Source organism: Nostoc linckia z4, from assembly GCF_002608075.1.
Taxonomy (GTDB): Bacteria; Cyanobacteriota; Cyanobacteriia; order Cyanobacteriales; family Nostocaceae; genus Nostoc; species Nostoc linckia.
This window is the reverse complement of the sequence record NZ_LAHA01000001.1, coordinates 485,688-501,737: the sequence shown is the minus strand read 5'-3', so window position 1 is coordinate 501,737 and position 16,050 is coordinate 485,688. Positions and strand designations below refer to the sequence as shown.

General features: G+C 43.0%; 11 protein-coding genes, 1 tRNA gene and 1 pseudogene. 7 read left to right on the top strand and 6 right to left on the bottom strand.

The window, feature by feature from the left end:
* Positions 1–115: 115 nt before the first annotated feature.
* From VF06_RS02320 to VF06_RS02305, 4 genes and pseudogenes are all read left to right on the top strand, one after another.
* A complete protein-coding gene (locus VF06_RS02320) occupies positions 116–1,069 on the top strand; it encodes a tRNA (5-methylaminomethyl-2-thiouridine)(34)-methyltransferase MnmD (protein ID WP_099068078.1) in 954 nt (317 codons plus the stop codon).
* A gap of 1,006 nt (positions 1,070–2,075) precedes the next feature.
* A complete protein-coding gene (locus VF06_RS02315; RefSeq protein ID WP_099068079.1) occupies positions 2,076–3,305 on the top strand; it encodes a response regulator in 1,230 nt (409 codons plus the stop codon).
* A gap of 295 nt (positions 3,306–3,600) precedes the next feature.
* Entirely contained in the window at positions 3,601–4,953 is a 1,353-nt protein-coding gene (gene glmU, locus VF06_RS02310) for a bifunctional UDP-N-acetylglucosamine diphosphorylase/glucosamine-1-phosphate N-acetyltransferase GlmU (protein WP_099068080.1), read from the top strand.
* A gap of 37 nt (positions 4,954–4,990) precedes the next feature.
* Positions 4,991–5,435: pseudogene (locus VF06_RS02305) on the top strand (DUF29 family protein).
* Here the strand turns inward: VF06_RS02305 and VF06_RS02300 are convergent.
* Together VF06_RS02300 and VF06_RS02295 are read right to left on the bottom strand one after the other, a co-directional pair.
* A complete protein-coding gene (locus VF06_RS02300) occupies positions 5,426–6,379 on the bottom strand; it encodes an isoaspartyl peptidase/L-asparaginase (RefSeq protein ID WP_099068081.1) in 954 nt (317 codons plus the stop codon). The pseudogene VF06_RS02305 and the gene VF06_RS02300 sit on opposite strands and share 10 nt — an antisense overlap.
* 217 nt (positions 6,380–6,596) lie before the next feature.
* A complete protein-coding gene (locus VF06_RS02295) occupies positions 6,597–6,770 on the bottom strand; it encodes a DUF2256 domain-containing protein (protein ID WP_099068082.1) in 174 nt (57 codons plus the stop codon).
* Between the two features lie 966 nt (positions 6,771–7,736).
* Between VF06_RS02295 and VF06_RS02290 the strand changes: the two genes are divergently transcribed.
* Positions 7,737–9,773, top strand: a complete 2,037-nt coding sequence (locus tag VF06_RS02290) for a sensor histidine kinase (protein WP_099068083.1) — start codon at positions 7,737–7,739, stop codon at positions 9,771–9,773.
* Between the two features lie 13 nt (positions 9,774–9,786).
* Complete coding sequence (locus tag VF06_RS02285; RefSeq protein WP_099068084.1) at positions 9,787–13,536, top strand: PAS domain S-box protein; 3,750 nt, start codon at positions 9,787–9,789, stop codon at positions 13,534–13,536.
* A 287-nt stretch (positions 13,537–13,823) separates the two neighbouring features.
* On the opposite strand, the gene VF06_RS40180 is transcribed toward VF06_RS02285, so the two are convergent.
* Positions 13,824–14,039, bottom strand: a complete 216-nt coding sequence (locus VF06_RS40180) for a hypothetical protein (protein ID WP_180267699.1) — start codon at positions 14,037–14,039, stop codon at positions 13,824–13,826.
* 11 nt (positions 14,040–14,050) lie between these two features.
* Here VF06_RS40180 and VF06_RS02275 point away from each other — a divergent pair, with 11 nt between their 5' ends.
* Complete coding sequence (locus tag VF06_RS02275; RefSeq protein ID WP_099068086.1) at positions 14,051–14,431, top strand: response regulator transcription factor; 381 nt, start codon at positions 14,051–14,053, stop codon at positions 14,429–14,431.
* A gap of 364 nt (positions 14,432–14,795) precedes the next feature.
* Here VF06_RS02275 and VF06_RS02270 read toward each other — a convergent pair.
* The 3 genes from VF06_RS02270 to hisF all read right to left on the bottom strand — a co-directional run bounded on the left by VF06_RS02270 (position 14,796) and on the right by hisF (position 16,026).
* Positions 14,796–14,868, bottom strand: a tRNA-Ala gene (locus VF06_RS02270).
* A 93-nt stretch (positions 14,869–14,961) separates the two neighbouring features.
* Positions 14,962–15,153: a hypothetical protein gene (locus tag VF06_RS02265; protein ID WP_096535022.1), complete on the bottom strand. Its 192-nt coding sequence runs from the start codon at positions 15,151–15,153 to the stop codon at positions 14,962–14,964.
* A 102-nt stretch (positions 15,154–15,255) separates the two neighbouring features.
* Positions 15,256–16,026, bottom strand: coding sequence for an imidazole glycerol phosphate synthase subunit HisF (gene hisF, locus VF06_RS02260; protein WP_099068087.1), 771 nt, complete (start codon positions 16,024–16,026; stop codon positions 15,256–15,258).
* Between the last annotated feature and the right edge of the window lie 24 nt (positions 16,027–16,050).

Genomic DNA, 16,050 nt, shown 5'->3' with positions numbered 1-16,050 from the left:
ATGGGGGGATGGGGGGGACAAGGAGAATAAATCCTGTTTTTCCAGTCAACAGTCAACAGTCAACACTCCCTGTTTCCCTAATGACTAATGATCAATGACCAATGACTAATGACCAATGACTAACTTAGAAAATTTTACACCCAAGCTCACGGCAGATGGTTCGTTCACTTTTGTTTCTCAGGAGTTTGGTGAATCGTTTCACAGTCATTATGGTGCTAAGCAGGAGAGTTTTTTCAAGTTTGTAGAACCAACTCAACTGACGAAAGTAGCGCAAAAACCAGTTTTGCGGCTGTTAGATGTTTGTTATGGTTTGGGATACAACACTGCTGCTGCTTTGCAAACAATTTGGGCAGTAAATCCGAATTGTTATGTTGAAGTAATTGGTTTGGAGTTAAATCCGGCAGTACCACAAGCTGCCATCGCGCATCATTTGTTTGATAATTGGAACTGCAACTACATTGAAATTTTGTCGCAATTGGCTTTTGAGCATCAAGTACAAAGGGACTGTCTCAAGGCACAATTACTCATTGGCGATGCTAGAAAGGCGATCGCAATAGTACGTGAGTCGAATTTTTTGGCTGATGCAATTTTCCTCGATCCATTTTCACCACCACAGTGTCCCCAACTCTGGACTGTTGAATTTATTAAACAATTGTCGTTGTGCTTACATGAAGATGGTTTATTAGCCACCTATTCTTGTGCTGCTGCTGTACGCACAGCACTGTTGGCTGCTGGCTTGGCTATCGGTTCTACACCACCGATGGGTAGGCGATCGCCTGGTACTTTAGCAGCGCATATCAGAGGATACAAAGCAGAGGAACAGGGGAGTAAGGAAGAGAAATTTCCTCTATGCCCCTATTCTTTAGCCCTTTGTGAAGTTGAGAAGGAACATTTACTAACTCGTGCGGCCATTCCTTACCGCGATCCGCAATTCAGCGATTCCAGTGAAGTTATACTTAAGCGCCGACAACAAGAACAACAAACCTCTTGTTTGGAACCTACCTCCCATTGGCGCAAAAGGTGGCTATCCGCAACACAAGGCAGGGATTTTATCGGAACTAGTTTGTAGTTAACTAGTAGTTCGCTTTCGTGACTTGGGTCTTTAAAGGGTAAAGGGTAAAGGGGAAAGGGGAAAGGTTTTAAATCCCTTACCCTTTACCCCTTTCCCCTGCCCCTTATCCCCAGAGGGGGCCCCCCCTTCCCCTTTTCCCGACTTATGCAAGAAGTCTATTCAAAAGGTTCACCAATCAAGCCTTGTGATTATTTGAAAGGGTAGCTTGATTTACGCCGCAGTGTACTAACGAACTCCAAAAAATAAATTATTCCGGTTCTTGCCGTTGACTACTGACTGTCAACCGTCAACAGTCAACAGTCAACAATCTTCTATGCAATATTTTTTTACTTGGCAGTCTCTAATAATGTGCGCGATGAGCCAAGCCTACGTGACTAAAGTTCTTGCCCTCAGTAGTTGATTCCAGAAAACCTTAGATATTTATAGGATTTACGCAAAAATAACGTAATTTGGTCTTTTTACTGGTTTTGCCTACCCTATTCGCTGTTTTTACCAGTATTTCTCCGAATTAGACACGATTTCCATACTTGTGATTTGTTTTTTTAATACTTAAGTAACGAGTTTTTTCGAGCCAAATAACTTAAACTATGATAAGTAGCTAATATTACATAATTTGTTAACAGTATTTAACTATTGCTATAACTGAAGTAAGTAAAAATGTCTATACCTGATGATGACGATGAGCACTAACAACTACCAGATGAAGATTTCGATCTCAAGCGGTAAATCACAAGCTTTTTGAACGCTGGTACGTAAAAAAATCTCCGTAAAAAGCCTGATTTAACATTTGTACTAATTTATGATACTGGAATTAGAAGCTAAAAATTTGACCGCCAGATACTCCTTATTCGTAACATAAAAAATACATACAGTGAAAAGTTACCCTCGTCAGTTCCACATTACACATCATCTCTATGGAAACCATAACTCAAATACAGCCAAATACTAGCTTTACTTTTCAAATCTGACACTGTTAACTTGCGAAAATAATTGGAGTGCCTTTGTGACTAAATGGAAATCCAACCATAGAGGCTTGAGAACAGAAACTGTTAATGGGTTAAACCCCCTAAGCAAAGTGAAAAGTATCGGTTCAAATCATACCGTAGGATCGCAAAATATAGAGGGTTATTCTTTAGGCTTGTCTCAAGAAGATTTAATACTAGAAGATGACCAACCAGCGTCTTCTTGGATGAAAAATGATGTTAATTTCGATCGAGGTTCATTGGTCTCTAAAATACTACAAGCCAAAGGTTCCAAAGTGAATGGGTTTGATTTAGATCCACCAAAGGTTTTAGTAGTTGATGACCATGCGGCCAGTCGTATGACTGCTGTTGCCCTTTTGGGGATGGAAGGATACGACGTGATTGAGGCCGACAGTGGTTCCATTGTTGTGGGATTGGTAACCCAAAAGCAACCAGATTTAATTTTGCTGGATGTGATGATGCCAGGAATGGATGGATTTGAAGTCTGTCAATTACTGAAACAAGATGAACAAACCAGATTAATACCAGTAATTTTTATTACAGCATTAAACGACAGGCGATCGCGCATTCGAGGCATTGAAGTTGGCGGAGATGATTTTCTCACCAAACCTTTTGACCGTGTGGAACTGGCAGCGCGTGTTAAGTCCCTGGTACGGCAAAAGCGTCTAAACGAAGATTTAGATCATGCCGAACAAGTACTGTTTTCCATCGCTATGTCTATTGAAAGCCGCGATCCCAACACAGGCGGCCATTGCGAACGATTGGTAAAACTCGGACAAGCTTTTGGTGAATACCTCAATCTCTCACGCTATCAAATACGGGATTTGATGTGGGGAGGTTATCTCCACGATATCGGCAAGGTGGGTATTCCCGATGCAGTGCTGCTAAAAAAAGGCCAACTCACTGCCGAAGATTGGCAGATTATGAGGCAGCATGTTTTAATCGGAGAAAAAATCTGCCAGCCACTACGCAGTATGCGTGGTGTAATTCCCATTATTCGCCATCACCACGAACGGTGGGATGGGTCAGGCTACCCCGATAGACTCAAAGGGGATGATATTCCTTATTTGGCGCAAGTATTTCAGATAATTGATATTTACGATGCCTTAACCAGCGAACGACCTTACAAAGAAGCCATGACCACAGAACAAGCAATTTCAATCATGTTAAAAGAAGCTGATTGTGGTTGGCGCAATCCCAAACTAGTGCGGCAGTTTGCTGAGTTTATTGTCTCTTGTGAAGAAAAATAGAGAAAGCAGGAAGTCACACCAATTCAAAATTCACGCATTAAAGTAACTCCAAAAAAGAAATTATTGCGCTTGGGGTCGTTGACTGTTGACTGTCAATCGTCAACGGTCAACAGTTAACAGTCTTCTGTGGAATATTTTTTTTACTTGGAAGTCCCTAAGAAAGTGAGAGTAAGAATTCTGAATTCTTACTCTTTTGGCCATTTCAGTGTTCTACGATCAGCTGGTATGATTTGAGCCTACATCTTGAAGTACCAACAGCATTAATCAAAATTTTACTGATAGCTAATAGCTAATTATGGTAGTTGTAGCAATTTTAGCAGCCGGACGCGGCACACGGATGAAATCAAGCTTACCTAAAGTTTTACATTCTTTGGGTGGGCGATCGCTAATAGAGAGAGTTCTCAAAAGTGTAGAACCTCTTTCACCCTCACGACGAATTGCGATCGTCGGGTATCAGTCCGAGGAAGTGAAAGCTGCTTTGGGTTCAATCCCTGACTTGGAGTTTGTGGAACAAACTGTGCAATTGGGAACAGGTCATGCCATTCAGCAATTACTTCCCTACTTAGAAGATTACACTGGGGATTTGCTCGTACTCAACGGCGATTTACCGTTAATACGTAGCGAAACCCTTCAGGAGATGTTACAAACTCACGCCCAAAATCACAACGCCGCCACAATTCTTACCTCACACCTACCCGATCCCACAGGCTACGGGCGGGTTTTTTGTAACGATGAAAATATCGTCGAGGAAATGGTCGAACACAAGGATTGTACCCCTGCTCAAAGAGAAAATCACCGGATTAACGCCGGAGTTTATTGCTTTCGCTGGGAAAATTTAGCCAAGGTACTTCCTCACCTAGAAGCAAACAACGCCCAAAAAGAATACTATCTCACAGATGCCGTAACTCAAGTGGGACAAGTTATGGCTGTGGATGTGAAAGATGATCAAGAAATTCTTGGCATCAACGATCGCCTGCAACTAGCAACAGCCTACGAGATTTTGCAACAACGAATCAAGGAAAAATGGATGCTAGCAGGTGTCACCCTCATCAATCCCACAAGCATCACCATTGATGAAACAGTGGAGTTAGAGCCAGATGTAATTATTGAATCCCAAACTCATCTCCGGGGAAATACCGTAATTAAAACTGGAAGTCAAATTGGGCCCGGAAGTTTAATTGAAAATAGTCAACTGGCTGAAAATGTCATAGTTCAATATTCAGTGGTGACAAATAGCACTGTAGAAGCAGGTAGCCGAATTGGCCCCTATGCTCATTTACGCAGTCAGGTACAAGTGGGTGCTGGTTGTCGTGTGGGAAATTTTGTGGAATTGAAAAATACACAGTTGGGCGATCGCACCAATGCAGCACATTTGTCATATTTAGGCGATAGCGTTATCGGCGAACGGGTAAATATTGGTGCTGGTACAATTACCGCCAATTATGATGGCGTTAAGAAACACCAGACTAAAATAGGCGATCGCGCCAAAACTGGCGCTAATAGTGTTTTAGTAGCTCCAGTGACTGTGGGTGATGACGTTTACATAGCTGCTGGTTCCACAATCACAGAAGACGTTCCTGATAATGCTTTGGCCATCGCCCGTAGCCGTCAGGTAGTTAAATTAGGTTGGCGTCGCAAGAGTCACTAAAGCGATAATTAAATCATCGAATTAGCCGATGTGAGTAATGGAAGAACTCCTAGAACTTAGGCAACTTCTAGAACAAGGGAAAATCCATGAGGCGCTGATGTTGGTGGATGAGTTAGAAGAAATGAGCCTAAGTGACAAAATCAATAAATATTGATAGCTATGGTGTGATTCTGCTCATCCATTTAATTAAACAGAAGGCTGAAAAACGTTCCACTCGCTCTTGGGATGTTTCTATTGAAAACACGGTGCGGGAAATCAACAAAATAAACAAGCGCCGCAAATCTAGTGGTGTGTACTTGAATTCGGCAGAATTAATGGATATTCTGCAACAAGCATATCAAGTTGCACTTAAAAGAGCAGCGCTAGAAGCTTTTGTTCGCGCAGCGTTCCGCAGGAAGGGACGTTATGAACCTGAAGAATTAGCCACAATGGTGGATGGGCAAGAAACTTTAGCCGAAGCGCTGAAATTAATTCAGCAATAGCCTATGAATTCATTACCAGTCCATTCCAGAGTGTCACCAATATTTTCGCCGTTATGGTAAGCGGCGAGTAATATTTCGCTAGTTTTACCCCAAGCGATCGCCCCACTAGCATCTAAGGCGATGGCTCCCAAATCGCGTTTGTTTTGGTACGCTTCCCCAAAGGAACGCTGCATCGCATCCTTAAGAGACATACCATCCGTAACACGCACCACAATCTTGGCTGCTAAACACTCATCAATAATATCTTCGCCAATACCAGTACAACTAACTCCGGCTTCTTTAGTAGCATAATTACCTGCTGGCATAGCAGAATCACTTACTCGACCGATACGCTCAAAGCCCTTTCCTCCGGTAGAAGTACCAGCCGCCAGTTTGCCAAAAGTATCTAAAGCTACTACGCCGATGGTACCCCGTCCAGCATTACTGGTTTCTACTAGTTCGGGTTCTGCAATGACATTAGCCATTGTGCTTTTAAAATTATCCTGGCGTTCTTGTATCCACTCTTGCAATCGCAAATCAGTTAAAGCGTTATAGCTGGGAATTTGCATTTCCCGCGCTAATTCAGCCGAACCGAAATCTGACAGCACTCGGTCTGGGGAGTTTTGTAAAAATTGTGCCAGGTCAATGGGATTTTTCACCCGCGAAACATTAATTACACCACTAAATCGCCCTAATGCGCCATCCATCAAGGAAGCACTCATGCGGATTTGCCCATCAGATTGCAGTACCGAACCAGTACCAGCATTAAAGCGGGGGTTATCTTCCAGCATTTGGCAACCCTGTACTACCGCCTCAGAGGCAGTTATTCCGCACAATAGCAGAGAATAGACTTGTTCTATCACTGTATGGAGCGATCGACGTACCGCTTCCAATCCTCCTTTACCCTGGAGAGAACTACCAGCCCCGCCATGAATAATTAATTTAGGTTGCACCTGTGACTTCATCGATCCTTTGCGTTATTTGCATCTGTGTTGCAGTTGATTTGATTGGGCATGGAGAATGGGGCATGGGGCACTTGTACTGAGCGTAGCCAAAGTATGGGGCATGGGGAAAGGGAAAGGGGTAAGGGGGAAAGGGGAAACATTAAATTTATTCCTTTTCCCTTTTCCCTTTTCCCTTTAACCTTTTCCCCTCCTCAGTTGTTTTCCCATCTCCCAATCCCTATTCCCCAGTCCCCAATCCCTGATTTGCTTCAGAACGGCGACGACGACAACGTTCTGAACAGTATTTCACATCTTCCCAGCAATCTTGCCACTTTTTACGCCATGTAAACGGACGTTGACATACCGGACAGATTTTTGTAGGTAGGTCAGATTTAGAACGAACACGTCCCATATGAATACTGTGTAGATGAGAATTTGATTTCCTAGTGGGATGGAAAACAATTATAACCAGTTTGCTACGAAGGGAGGATACATTGGGTGAATAAATGTCATCTTAATCTCTCCTAAGACTTATAAAAAGGTGTCTTTCATTTCATCCCTAGTAGTACGCTTTCGTGACTTGGCTCTTTAAAGGGGAAAGGGTAAAGGGGAAAGGGTAAAGGGGAAAGGGGAAAGGGGAAAGGGGAAAGGGTAAAGGGTAAAGGTGTTAAATCCCTTACTCTTTACCTTTCCCCAGACCTCACAAGCGCATTTTTGGGTTGGCAGACTACTACAATGAATCGGATGAAAGATAGTCCGACATAGTTGACGGTTGATGGTTGACGGTTAACAGTCAACTGTCAACAGTCTCTTGTGTTATCCCATTCCCTTTTAGCGGTGGAATCAGTTTAACTTTCGATGATGTAAGTAGTTCAACTTAATTAAACGTCAAATTAATTTTCCCTACTCCCCACTTCGTATTTTCAAAACAGTAGATACATGCCCCCAGAGATAGGTTTTGGCAGCGTTGTTAATACTAAGTTGCAATCAAAGATAGTAATTTGCACTGGGAATAAGGGAGTGAGAATGTTGTGTTTGAACGATTTGACACCTATTTCAAAAGTAGATACAGCAAATTGCAACTTTGTGAAGTACAGATAATTAGCAGCGATCGCTAAACTTAAGCGAATTCCACTAATGAAGGGCGTTTTTGTTACAGATTTTAAAGCTATTTGCTGCCCATGAACATCACTGTTATGCCGCCAATCTTTCTGGGAAAACTAGCCTTATTAGCAAATTATTATATTTCCCTAGATTTTTATGGAAATTATTAAAATATCTGCTTTGGGAAACTTAAGGGCAAGGGAGGGGCATGAAATTAATTACTCGCTTGTTTTAATTGCACGAAATTTGCAACCCACTCAAGATGAGGTGTTTCATGTCGGCAGTTAGCTTGAGAAAGATTCTGAATAAACAAGAGTTATCATCTCTTCTTCGCGACTTAGTGCATCAACTCAACATCGGAATTGATATTGAGTTGGTAGATGGTACAAAACTAATTAGTATTGGCAAGACAGTATTAGAAAATCGATATCCAATTGAGGTTTCGGGAGAAATTATTGGTTGGGTTGTTGGTCAAGAACAGGCAAATTTACTAGCAAGTTGGCTGTCGTTTTTGGCAAAACAGGAAGCTGAAAAGAAAATACTTGCGAAAGAATTGCTAGAGCGATACCAGGAAATAGATTTGTTTGAAGATATTTCCACTCAGCTGACAACGAGTTTGGACAGGCGACAAATTGCCCAACTCGTGCTTCAAGAAATGAGTCAATTGATTGAGTCATCAGCAGGGATGATTTTGCTGCTGAGTCCTGATGGAGGCAAGTTTGAAATCATTGCGGAATTTGGAGCCTTTTTTGGTCAAGATCAGCCGGAACCCGGCCAGGGAATTATTGGCAGTATTGTGCAATCAGGGAGGGCAGAACTCGTTAATGATGTGGAAACTGATTCTCGATTATCGGGAGATAAAAAAGTTAAAGCTTTGATTTGTGTACCTTTAAGAGCAAAAGAGCGGGTAATAGGAGCGATCGCCATTGGTACAGACAAAACTGATTCCTATAGGGCTGAACACTTAAAACTTGTGAGTATTTTTGCTTCTCAAACAGCCATCGCCATCGAAAAAGCTTTACTTTATGAGCAAAGCATTCAAGCAGCAATGGAAGCAAAAGCCCAGACACAAAAACTGCAACAAGCTCTCCAAGACTTGCAGCTGGCACAAACTCAGTTAATTCAAAGCGAGAAAATGTCTTCCTTGGGGCAACTGATTGCTGGAGTCGCTCACGAAATCAACAATCCAGTGAATTTTATTTGCGGCAATTTAAAATATGTTGCCGAGTACGCCCAAGATTTATTACACCTGCTGCAAGATTATCAGAAATTTGTGCCTGTGGCTCCTCCGGATTTGCAATCAGAGCTAGAAAGTATCGATTTGGAATTTATCATGCAGGATCTTCCCAAACTCTTGGATTCCATGAAATTGGGTAGCGATCGCATTGTGGAAATTGTCCAATCCCTCAAAAACTTCTCCCGCCATGACGAAGCCCAAATCAAAGCCGTCAACATCCACGATGGTATCGACGGGACGCTGATGATTCTTCGCCATCGTTTAAAAGCCTCAGCTCACCGTCCGGCAATTGAAATTGTCAAAGACTATGCCAAACTTCCCTTAATTGAATGTTACCCAGGACAGTTAAATCAAGTGTTTATGAACATCTTGGCCAATGCCATTGATGCACTGGAAGAAGGAATGGTAAACAAGGAAGACGATAAAGGAACAAGGAAAAGTGGGGACGGCCACAGCCGACACTCACAACTCCAAGAGAAACACTTTCCTTCCCCATCCTCTACTCCCCAAATCATCATTCGCACCCAAGCCTTAGATAACCAATGGATTGTAATTCGCATTGCGGACAACGGCCCTGGTATGAAAGAAAGTTTCATCCAGCGCATTTACGATCCTTTCTTTACTACCAAAGAGATTGGCAAAGGCACTGGGTTAGGTATGGCAATCAGCCGCCAAATTGTTGTAGACAGGCATGGGGGAATTCTCAAATGTCGTTCTCAATTGGGTGAGGGTACAGAATTCTGGATTCAAATTCCAGTGAACTATTCAGTGGTAGAAGCTTCAGCAGGGCAAAGCCAGATAAATTCTGCTTCATCCACTGGCACAACAGAACTATGCCCCAGTGCCGATCCTGAAGGCTTTATTCCATCAACAATACCAATGCTCAAACCAGCGGATTTGCTCATTCGCCACACTGAACTGATCCAACGGCTTTCCCAACAAAGTCCAGACCTTGATAGTGCAACACCCGATCGAATTTACCAATTGTTCCAACGCCACCCAATTTCCCTAAAACTTTATGCCACCTTGTTGTCTTGGTTCTGTTGTGATAATCCCACCCACATAAATCACTGAGGAAACTTTAACCATGTCTAACCAAGTAGATGAATACTACCGTCAGCTATTTGAAAAATGCCCAGTTGGTTTGGTACTGTGTCGGCTCGATGGGACACTGATTGACATGAATCCTGCTTATGCAGCGATCGCGGGGCGGACTGTCCTGGAAACCCTGAATTTTAACTACTGGGAGATAACGCCCCAAAACTATGCCACCAAGTCAACTATCCTAGAGAACCTAGAACGAACTGGTAGATGTGAACCTTGGGATGGAGATTACATCCACAAAGACGGGCATTTAGTTCCAGTCAGACTTTCTGGAGTATTGGTTGAGCAAAATGGAGAGCGTGTAATTTTCTCCACTGTGGAAGACATTAGCGACCTCAAGCGTACTTCCCTAGAACGCCAACAGTCTGAAAAAATGTTGAAACAGAGTGAAGCCCGATACCGTTCTTTAGTAACAACTAATACGCAAATTGTCTGGGTCAGTACACCAGAAGGAATTTGCTTTGAACTAACAAGTTGGATTGCCTATACAGGTCAAAGTTTAGCAGAAGCTGAGAATGGAGGCTGGATTAATGCTGTTCATCCCGACGACCGGGCTTATACAGGAGAAGTCTGGAGTGCTGCTGTAGCAAACCGCAGTCTTTATCAAATTGAATACCGAATTCGTGGTCAAGATGGTAATTATCGCTACTTTTGGGTCTGGGGTGCCCCGGTGGTGGAAGAAGACGGTAGCGTTCGCGAGTGGATTGGCACCTGCACTGATATTCACGATCGCAAGCTGGCAGAAGCCGAAAATCAGCGTCTTAAGGAACGATATCGCACTTTAGTAACTACTACTTCCCAAATCATCTGGGGGGCGACTCCAGAAGGGCTGGGAATCAGCAGTGAAATGCTTACTTGGATGACCTACACAGGTCAAAGTGAAGAGGAAGTGGAAGGTTGGGGCTGGCTTGATGCCGTTCATCCTGATGACCATGCCCACAGTACAGAAGCTTGGAATACCGCTGTAGCCAACCGAGGTATCTACAAAACCGAATACCGACTACGTGGCAAAGATGGCATATACCGCTATTTTTCTGTGTGTGGCGCTCCTGTCTTGGAAGCAGATGGTAGCATTCGCGAATGGATTGGCACTTGCACCAATATTCACGACCGCAAACTAGCAGAACAAACTCTGCAACAGAGCGAACAACGGTTTCGCTCTCTAGTGACTACTATCTCACAAATTGTTTGGGTGGCTACACCTGAGGGAGCAGGTATCGCTAGCGAAATGCTCAGCTGGATGGCCTACACTGGTCAAAGCGAAGCAGAATATTACGAATGGGGCTGGCTTGATGTCATTCATCCTGATGACCGTGCCCATACAGCAGAGGCTTGGACTCAAGCCCTAGACAACCGGAGTCTATATCAAACCGAGTTTCAATTACGTCGTCACGATGGTACATACCGCCATTTTTCTGTTTGTGGTACTCCTATTTTGGAACCAGACGGCAGCATCCGGGAATGGATTGGCATTTGCACTGATATCCACGATCGCAAACTAGCGGAAGCAGAAAATCAACGGTTAATGGATATGTTAAATCATTCCAGCGATGCGATCATCGTCCGTGATATGACCAACAAAATCTTATACTGGAATCAAGGCGCACAAAGACTCTACGGCTGGACGCGTGAGGAAGTAAAAGGCCAACACATTCACACATTGATTAAAAAAACTTTTCCCCGACCAAAAGAAGCAATCATCGCAGAATTATTACAGCAAGGCAATTGGGAAGGAGAAGTGCAACACCTCAGCCGCAACGATCGGCTGATTATGGTTCAAAGCCGATGGACTCTGCAACGGAGCATTTCTGGTGAGCCTTGTGCTGTCTTAGAAATCAACACTGATATTACTGCCCGCAAACAAGCAGAAATCGCTCTGCGCCAACTCAATCAAGAACTAGAAGCCAGAGTTGCAGAACGGACGGCTGCTTTAGAAAATACCTTAGCAGAAGCCCAAGGTTTAAACGCAATTTTAGACAACTTAGCAGATGGTTTATTAGTCACAGACATCACCGGACAAATCACCCACTTCAATCGTGCCTTTTTAGCCATGTATGGATTGACGGTAAACGCCCTCAAAGGTGATTATCGAGAACTAGCTATATTTGGTTTAGCAGATTTAGTGGAAAAAACTCAGTCCCATCCCAGCGATGTGTTTGCTGCTGAAGTTGCCCTAGCAAAGGAACGTATAGGTCAGGTAGTAGCCACCGCCATCTTTAAAAGAACTGCTGAAAATGAACCTCAAGCCTGTTTTGGTTCGGCATTGCTGATTCGAGATGTGACTGCGGAAAAGGAAATCGACAAGATGAAGACGGATTTCATCTCTACAGTTTCCCACGAACTGCGGACACCACTCACTTCTGTTCTTGGTTTTGCCTCCATCATCAAAGAAAAGTTAGAAAGCGATGTGTTTCCCATACTGGCTAATGAAGACCGCAAGCTTCAGAAAACAATCAAAAGGGTAGGTGACAATCTCAAGATTATTGTGTCTGAAGCAGAACGGCTGACATCTTTGATTAACGATGTTTTAGACATTGCCAAGATGGAAGCAGGTAAAGTGGAATGGCAAATGCAACCCCTCGATTTAACTGAGTTACTAGATTGGGCAACCACATCCACAGCAGCATTGTTTGAAACCAATGGCTTAAAGCTAATTACTGATATTGAACCAGAACTACCTCAAGTAATTGGCGATCGCAATCGTCTATTACAAGTCTTGATCAACTTGATTTCCAATGCCATCAAGTTTACCGAATCCGGTTCTATCACCTGCTGCATCAACCAACAAAACGACGCCATTTGCATTAGCGTTATTGACACAGGGGTTGGCATTGCACCCGAAGACCAGCCGAAAGTGTTCGAGAAATTCCGACAAGTGGGTGATACCCTCACCGACAAACCCAAAGGCACAGGCTTAGGACTACCCATTTGCAAACAAATCGTTGAACATCACGGCGGTAGAATCTGGGTAGAAAGTGAACTTGGCCAAGGTAGTACCTTTTCGTTTATCATTCCCATCTACACCAGCGATCGCAAAAGCAGTGCCAAACTGAATTTAGATGCCTTAGTCAAACAACTCAAAGAACACGTCATCACCACAGCTGCTGTACTCAACGAAAATCGCAAAACCATTTTGGTGGTGGATGATGACACCAACATTCGAGAACTACTGCGTCAACAGTTAGAAAACGAAGGCTACAACGTTCGGGAAGCCAAAGACGGCATGGATGCAATTCATCAAATCAAAACAGCTCGTCCAGATTTGATTCTTTTGGACGTGATGATGCCTCAAATCAACGGCTTTGATGTCGCAGCTGTCCTGAAAAACGATCCTCACACCGCAGATATTCCTATTATTATTTTGTCAATTATAGAAAACAAAGAACGCGGTTACCATATTGGCATCGATCGCTATCTCACTAAACCCATTAACACAGAAAAACTTCTCAATGAAATTGGCTTATTACTTTCTCAAGGAACTTCTAGTAAAAAGGTATTGGTAGTTGATAAAAATGCCTCTACTTTAAAGACCTTATCAGATGTGCTACAAACTCAGGGATATAACGTAATTGAAGCTTCTAACCCTCAAGAATGCATTCATAAAGCTTTGTCAGCTAAACCTGACATGATCATTATTGATTCTATGTTTTCTCAAGAAGCCGATTTGGTGAAAACCTTACGCTTTGAGAAAGGTTTGGAGAATGTATTCTTCATTATGCTCTCCGATCGCTAATTTCGCAGGGAGTGGCTATGGTGTACACACAAGTTGGAAAAACCTTATCTATAAAAGATTTGAGGAAAGGTAGGGTGCGTTATGGACGTTAGGACTAACGCAACGTAAATTTTTGGCGGTGCGTTACGCTGGCGCGATAACACACCCTACTGGCGTGTCAAGGCTAAAATGTTGCAATAGATTTTATTGTGGGATGGGTGTCCTCACCCCTCCTGGCGGGCAGGATGCCCACGCCACAAGAGTTTACTAATGCACTATTTTAGCTGTGTCAGTCCACTACAACACCCTTAGAAGAGTTGAAACCCATGCTGGCTATACTTGTGTGTACACCGTAGGGAGTGAGGAGAGGCGAGAAATGAGGGAGATGTAGCTTTAGCTTCTCTTTGGGAGACGCTAGCGCGAACCCGTAGGGTGGGAGATAAGGTAGCAATTTTTCTCCCTTTTCCCCCTTGTTCCCCTTGTCCCCATGCCCCATGCCCAATGCCCCATGCCCCATGCCCCATACCCCAATCCTATGACTCAAAAAATTCTGATTGTTGACGATGAACCCAATATCTTGACTTTGATGGAACAAGCCCTAGAAGATTTAGAAGATGAGGGGGTGGAACTTTTAACTGCTAAAAATGGTGAAGAAGCTCTGGAGATGATTAAAACTGAAAAACCAAACCTGGTTTTTCTCGATGTGATGATGCCTAAAATGAATGGCCTGAAAGTTTGTCAGATTGTCAAACACGAATTGCAAATGACTGACATTCACATCATAATTTTGACAGCTAAGGGACAAGAATTTGATAAACAAAAGGGAATTGAAGTTGGTGCAGATTTATATTTGACTAAACCATTTCGTCCTAAAGAAGTACTGGAAAAATCAATGGAAGTGTTAGGCATTCACTAGAATTTCGCAACAGTTCCAAATCCAGAAAGGCTTGTAAAACTTTAAAAGGGAACAGGGAATAGGCAACAGGCAACAGTTCGATGCCCCTTAAAGGATAATGTGGCTGTTTTTCAAGCATAAAGTAGCCTAAGGACAGAACCTATGATACAAGCGGATTTGAGAGAATTGAGTGCAATCGCTTGTAAAGTATAGCCAAAGTAGGGCAATGCAAAAATAAGCATTCCGGGTTTTAAGAGCGGCCACTTTATCCTTTAATTCCGGCCAGATTATCCCTTAAGTTACAGAACAACAAGCATAAAGTGACCATTTAGGACAACTTATGGTTGTTGTCGCAGCATGATTTAACAAATATTTTAAATTTTAATGGAGCTAAGCGGATTCGAACCGCTGACCCCCTCAATGCCATTGAGGTGCTCTACCAACTGAGCTATAACCCCTTAAATGCCTGAACTAGCTTAGCCTACTCGTCTGTGTTTTGTCAATCTTTTGATACGAAATTTTAATGATCTTTAAATGCTACTTAGCAATGTTTATGATACTTGCAGCAAATAAGCCATACAGTGACCCATTAAGAAGTAGACTACTAACATAGCAGCTGCCGCTAGTGCCACTAATGTACCAGCCAACATTAAAGAGAATTCCTTATTTTCGTAAGCTCTTTCCATGAGGTGCAGCGACCATGCAACCAGGGCTACATCAAAAATTAAAATAGGAAGCAACATATTTCTTAATATTTATTAATAGATGTAAACTAATATTAACATCCTTTTGTGGAAGTGTGTCTCACTACAGATAGATGCAATCGATAGATAAATAGCCACTTGTCAAAAAGAACGTACTGGTACTTGGCGATCGCGCAAATAATTTTTGATTTGAGCTACGCTGAGTTGACCGTAATGTAAGAGTGATGCCAGTAGTGCTGCTTCAGCTTTACCTTGGGTGAGGGCTTCGTATATGTGTTCGCAATTACCTGCCCCACCAGAAGCAATGACTGGAATTTCCACAAGTTCAGCAATTGTCCGAGTTAACTCTAGGTCATACCCAGCTTGGGTTCCATCAGCATCCATACTTGTGATCAGCAGTTCTCCAGCCCCCCGTTTTTCAACTTCTTGTGCCCAAAGTAGGGCATCTAAGCCTGTATTTTCCCTGCCACCACGTACATAAACGTCCCAACCTGGATTTTCTGGGTTAATTCTGCGTCTAGCATCAATAGCAACAACTATGCATTGATTACCAAAGCGATCGCTAGCCCGATTTATCAAGTCTGGTTCACGTACTGCCGCAGAATTAATACTAACCTTGTCTGCTCCAGCTCGTAACAAAGCTTTAACATTTTCTAAGGATTGAATACCCCCACCCACAGTCAATGGAATGAAGACTTGTTCGGCAGTACGGTAGACCACATCTAAAATAATAGCTCTGTCTTCATGAGTGGCTGTAATATCCAGAAATACTAACTCATCAGCACCAGCTTCGTTGTAAACCTTTGCCAGTTCAACAGGATCGCCCGCATCTTGGAGGTTAACAAAATTAACTCCTTTAACAACCCGTCCCGCCTTCACATCTAAGCACGGTAAGATTCTTTTAGATAACATAGTGATTTTTGTACTTCTACGTAA

Bases quoted from the DNA above. Each gene is read 5' to 3' on its own strand.
- VF06_RS02290 (WP_099068083.1), top strand. From the start codon at position 7,737: ATGTCGGCAGTTAGCTTGAGAAAGATTCTGAATAAACAAGAGTTATCA.
- VF06_RS02300 (WP_099068081.1), bottom strand. From the start codon at position 6,379: ATGAAGTCACAGGTGCAACCTAAATTAATTATTCATGGCGGGGCTGGT.
- VF06_RS02295 (WP_099068082.1), bottom strand. From the start codon at position 6,770: ATGGGACGTGTTCGTTCTAAATCTGACCTACCTACAAAAATCTGTCCG.
- VF06_RS02275 (WP_099068086.1), top strand. From the start codon at position 14,051: ATGACTCAAAAAATTCTGATTGTTGACGATGAACCCAATATCTTGACT.
- VF06_RS02285 (WP_099068084.1), top strand. From the start codon at position 9,787: ATGTCTAACCAAGTAGATGAATACTACCGTCAGCTATTTGAAAAATGC.
- VF06_RS40180 (WP_180267699.1), bottom strand. From the start codon at position 14,039: ATGGGGCATGGGGCATGGGGCATTGGGCATGGGGCATGGGGACAAGGG.
- glmU (WP_099068080.1), top strand. From the start codon at position 3,601: ATGGTAGTTGTAGCAATTTTAGCAGCCGGACGCGGCACACGGATGAAA.
- VF06_RS02265 (WP_096535022.1), bottom strand. From the start codon at position 15,153: ATGTTGCTTCCTATTTTAATTTTTGATGTAGCCCTGGTTGCATGGTCG.
- VF06_RS02320 (WP_099068078.1), top strand. From the start codon at position 116: ATGACTAACTTAGAAAATTTTACACCCAAGCTCACGGCAGATGGTTCG.
- hisF (WP_099068087.1), bottom strand. From the start codon at position 16,026: ATGTTATCTAAAAGAATCTTACCGTGCTTAGATGTGAAGGCGGGACGG.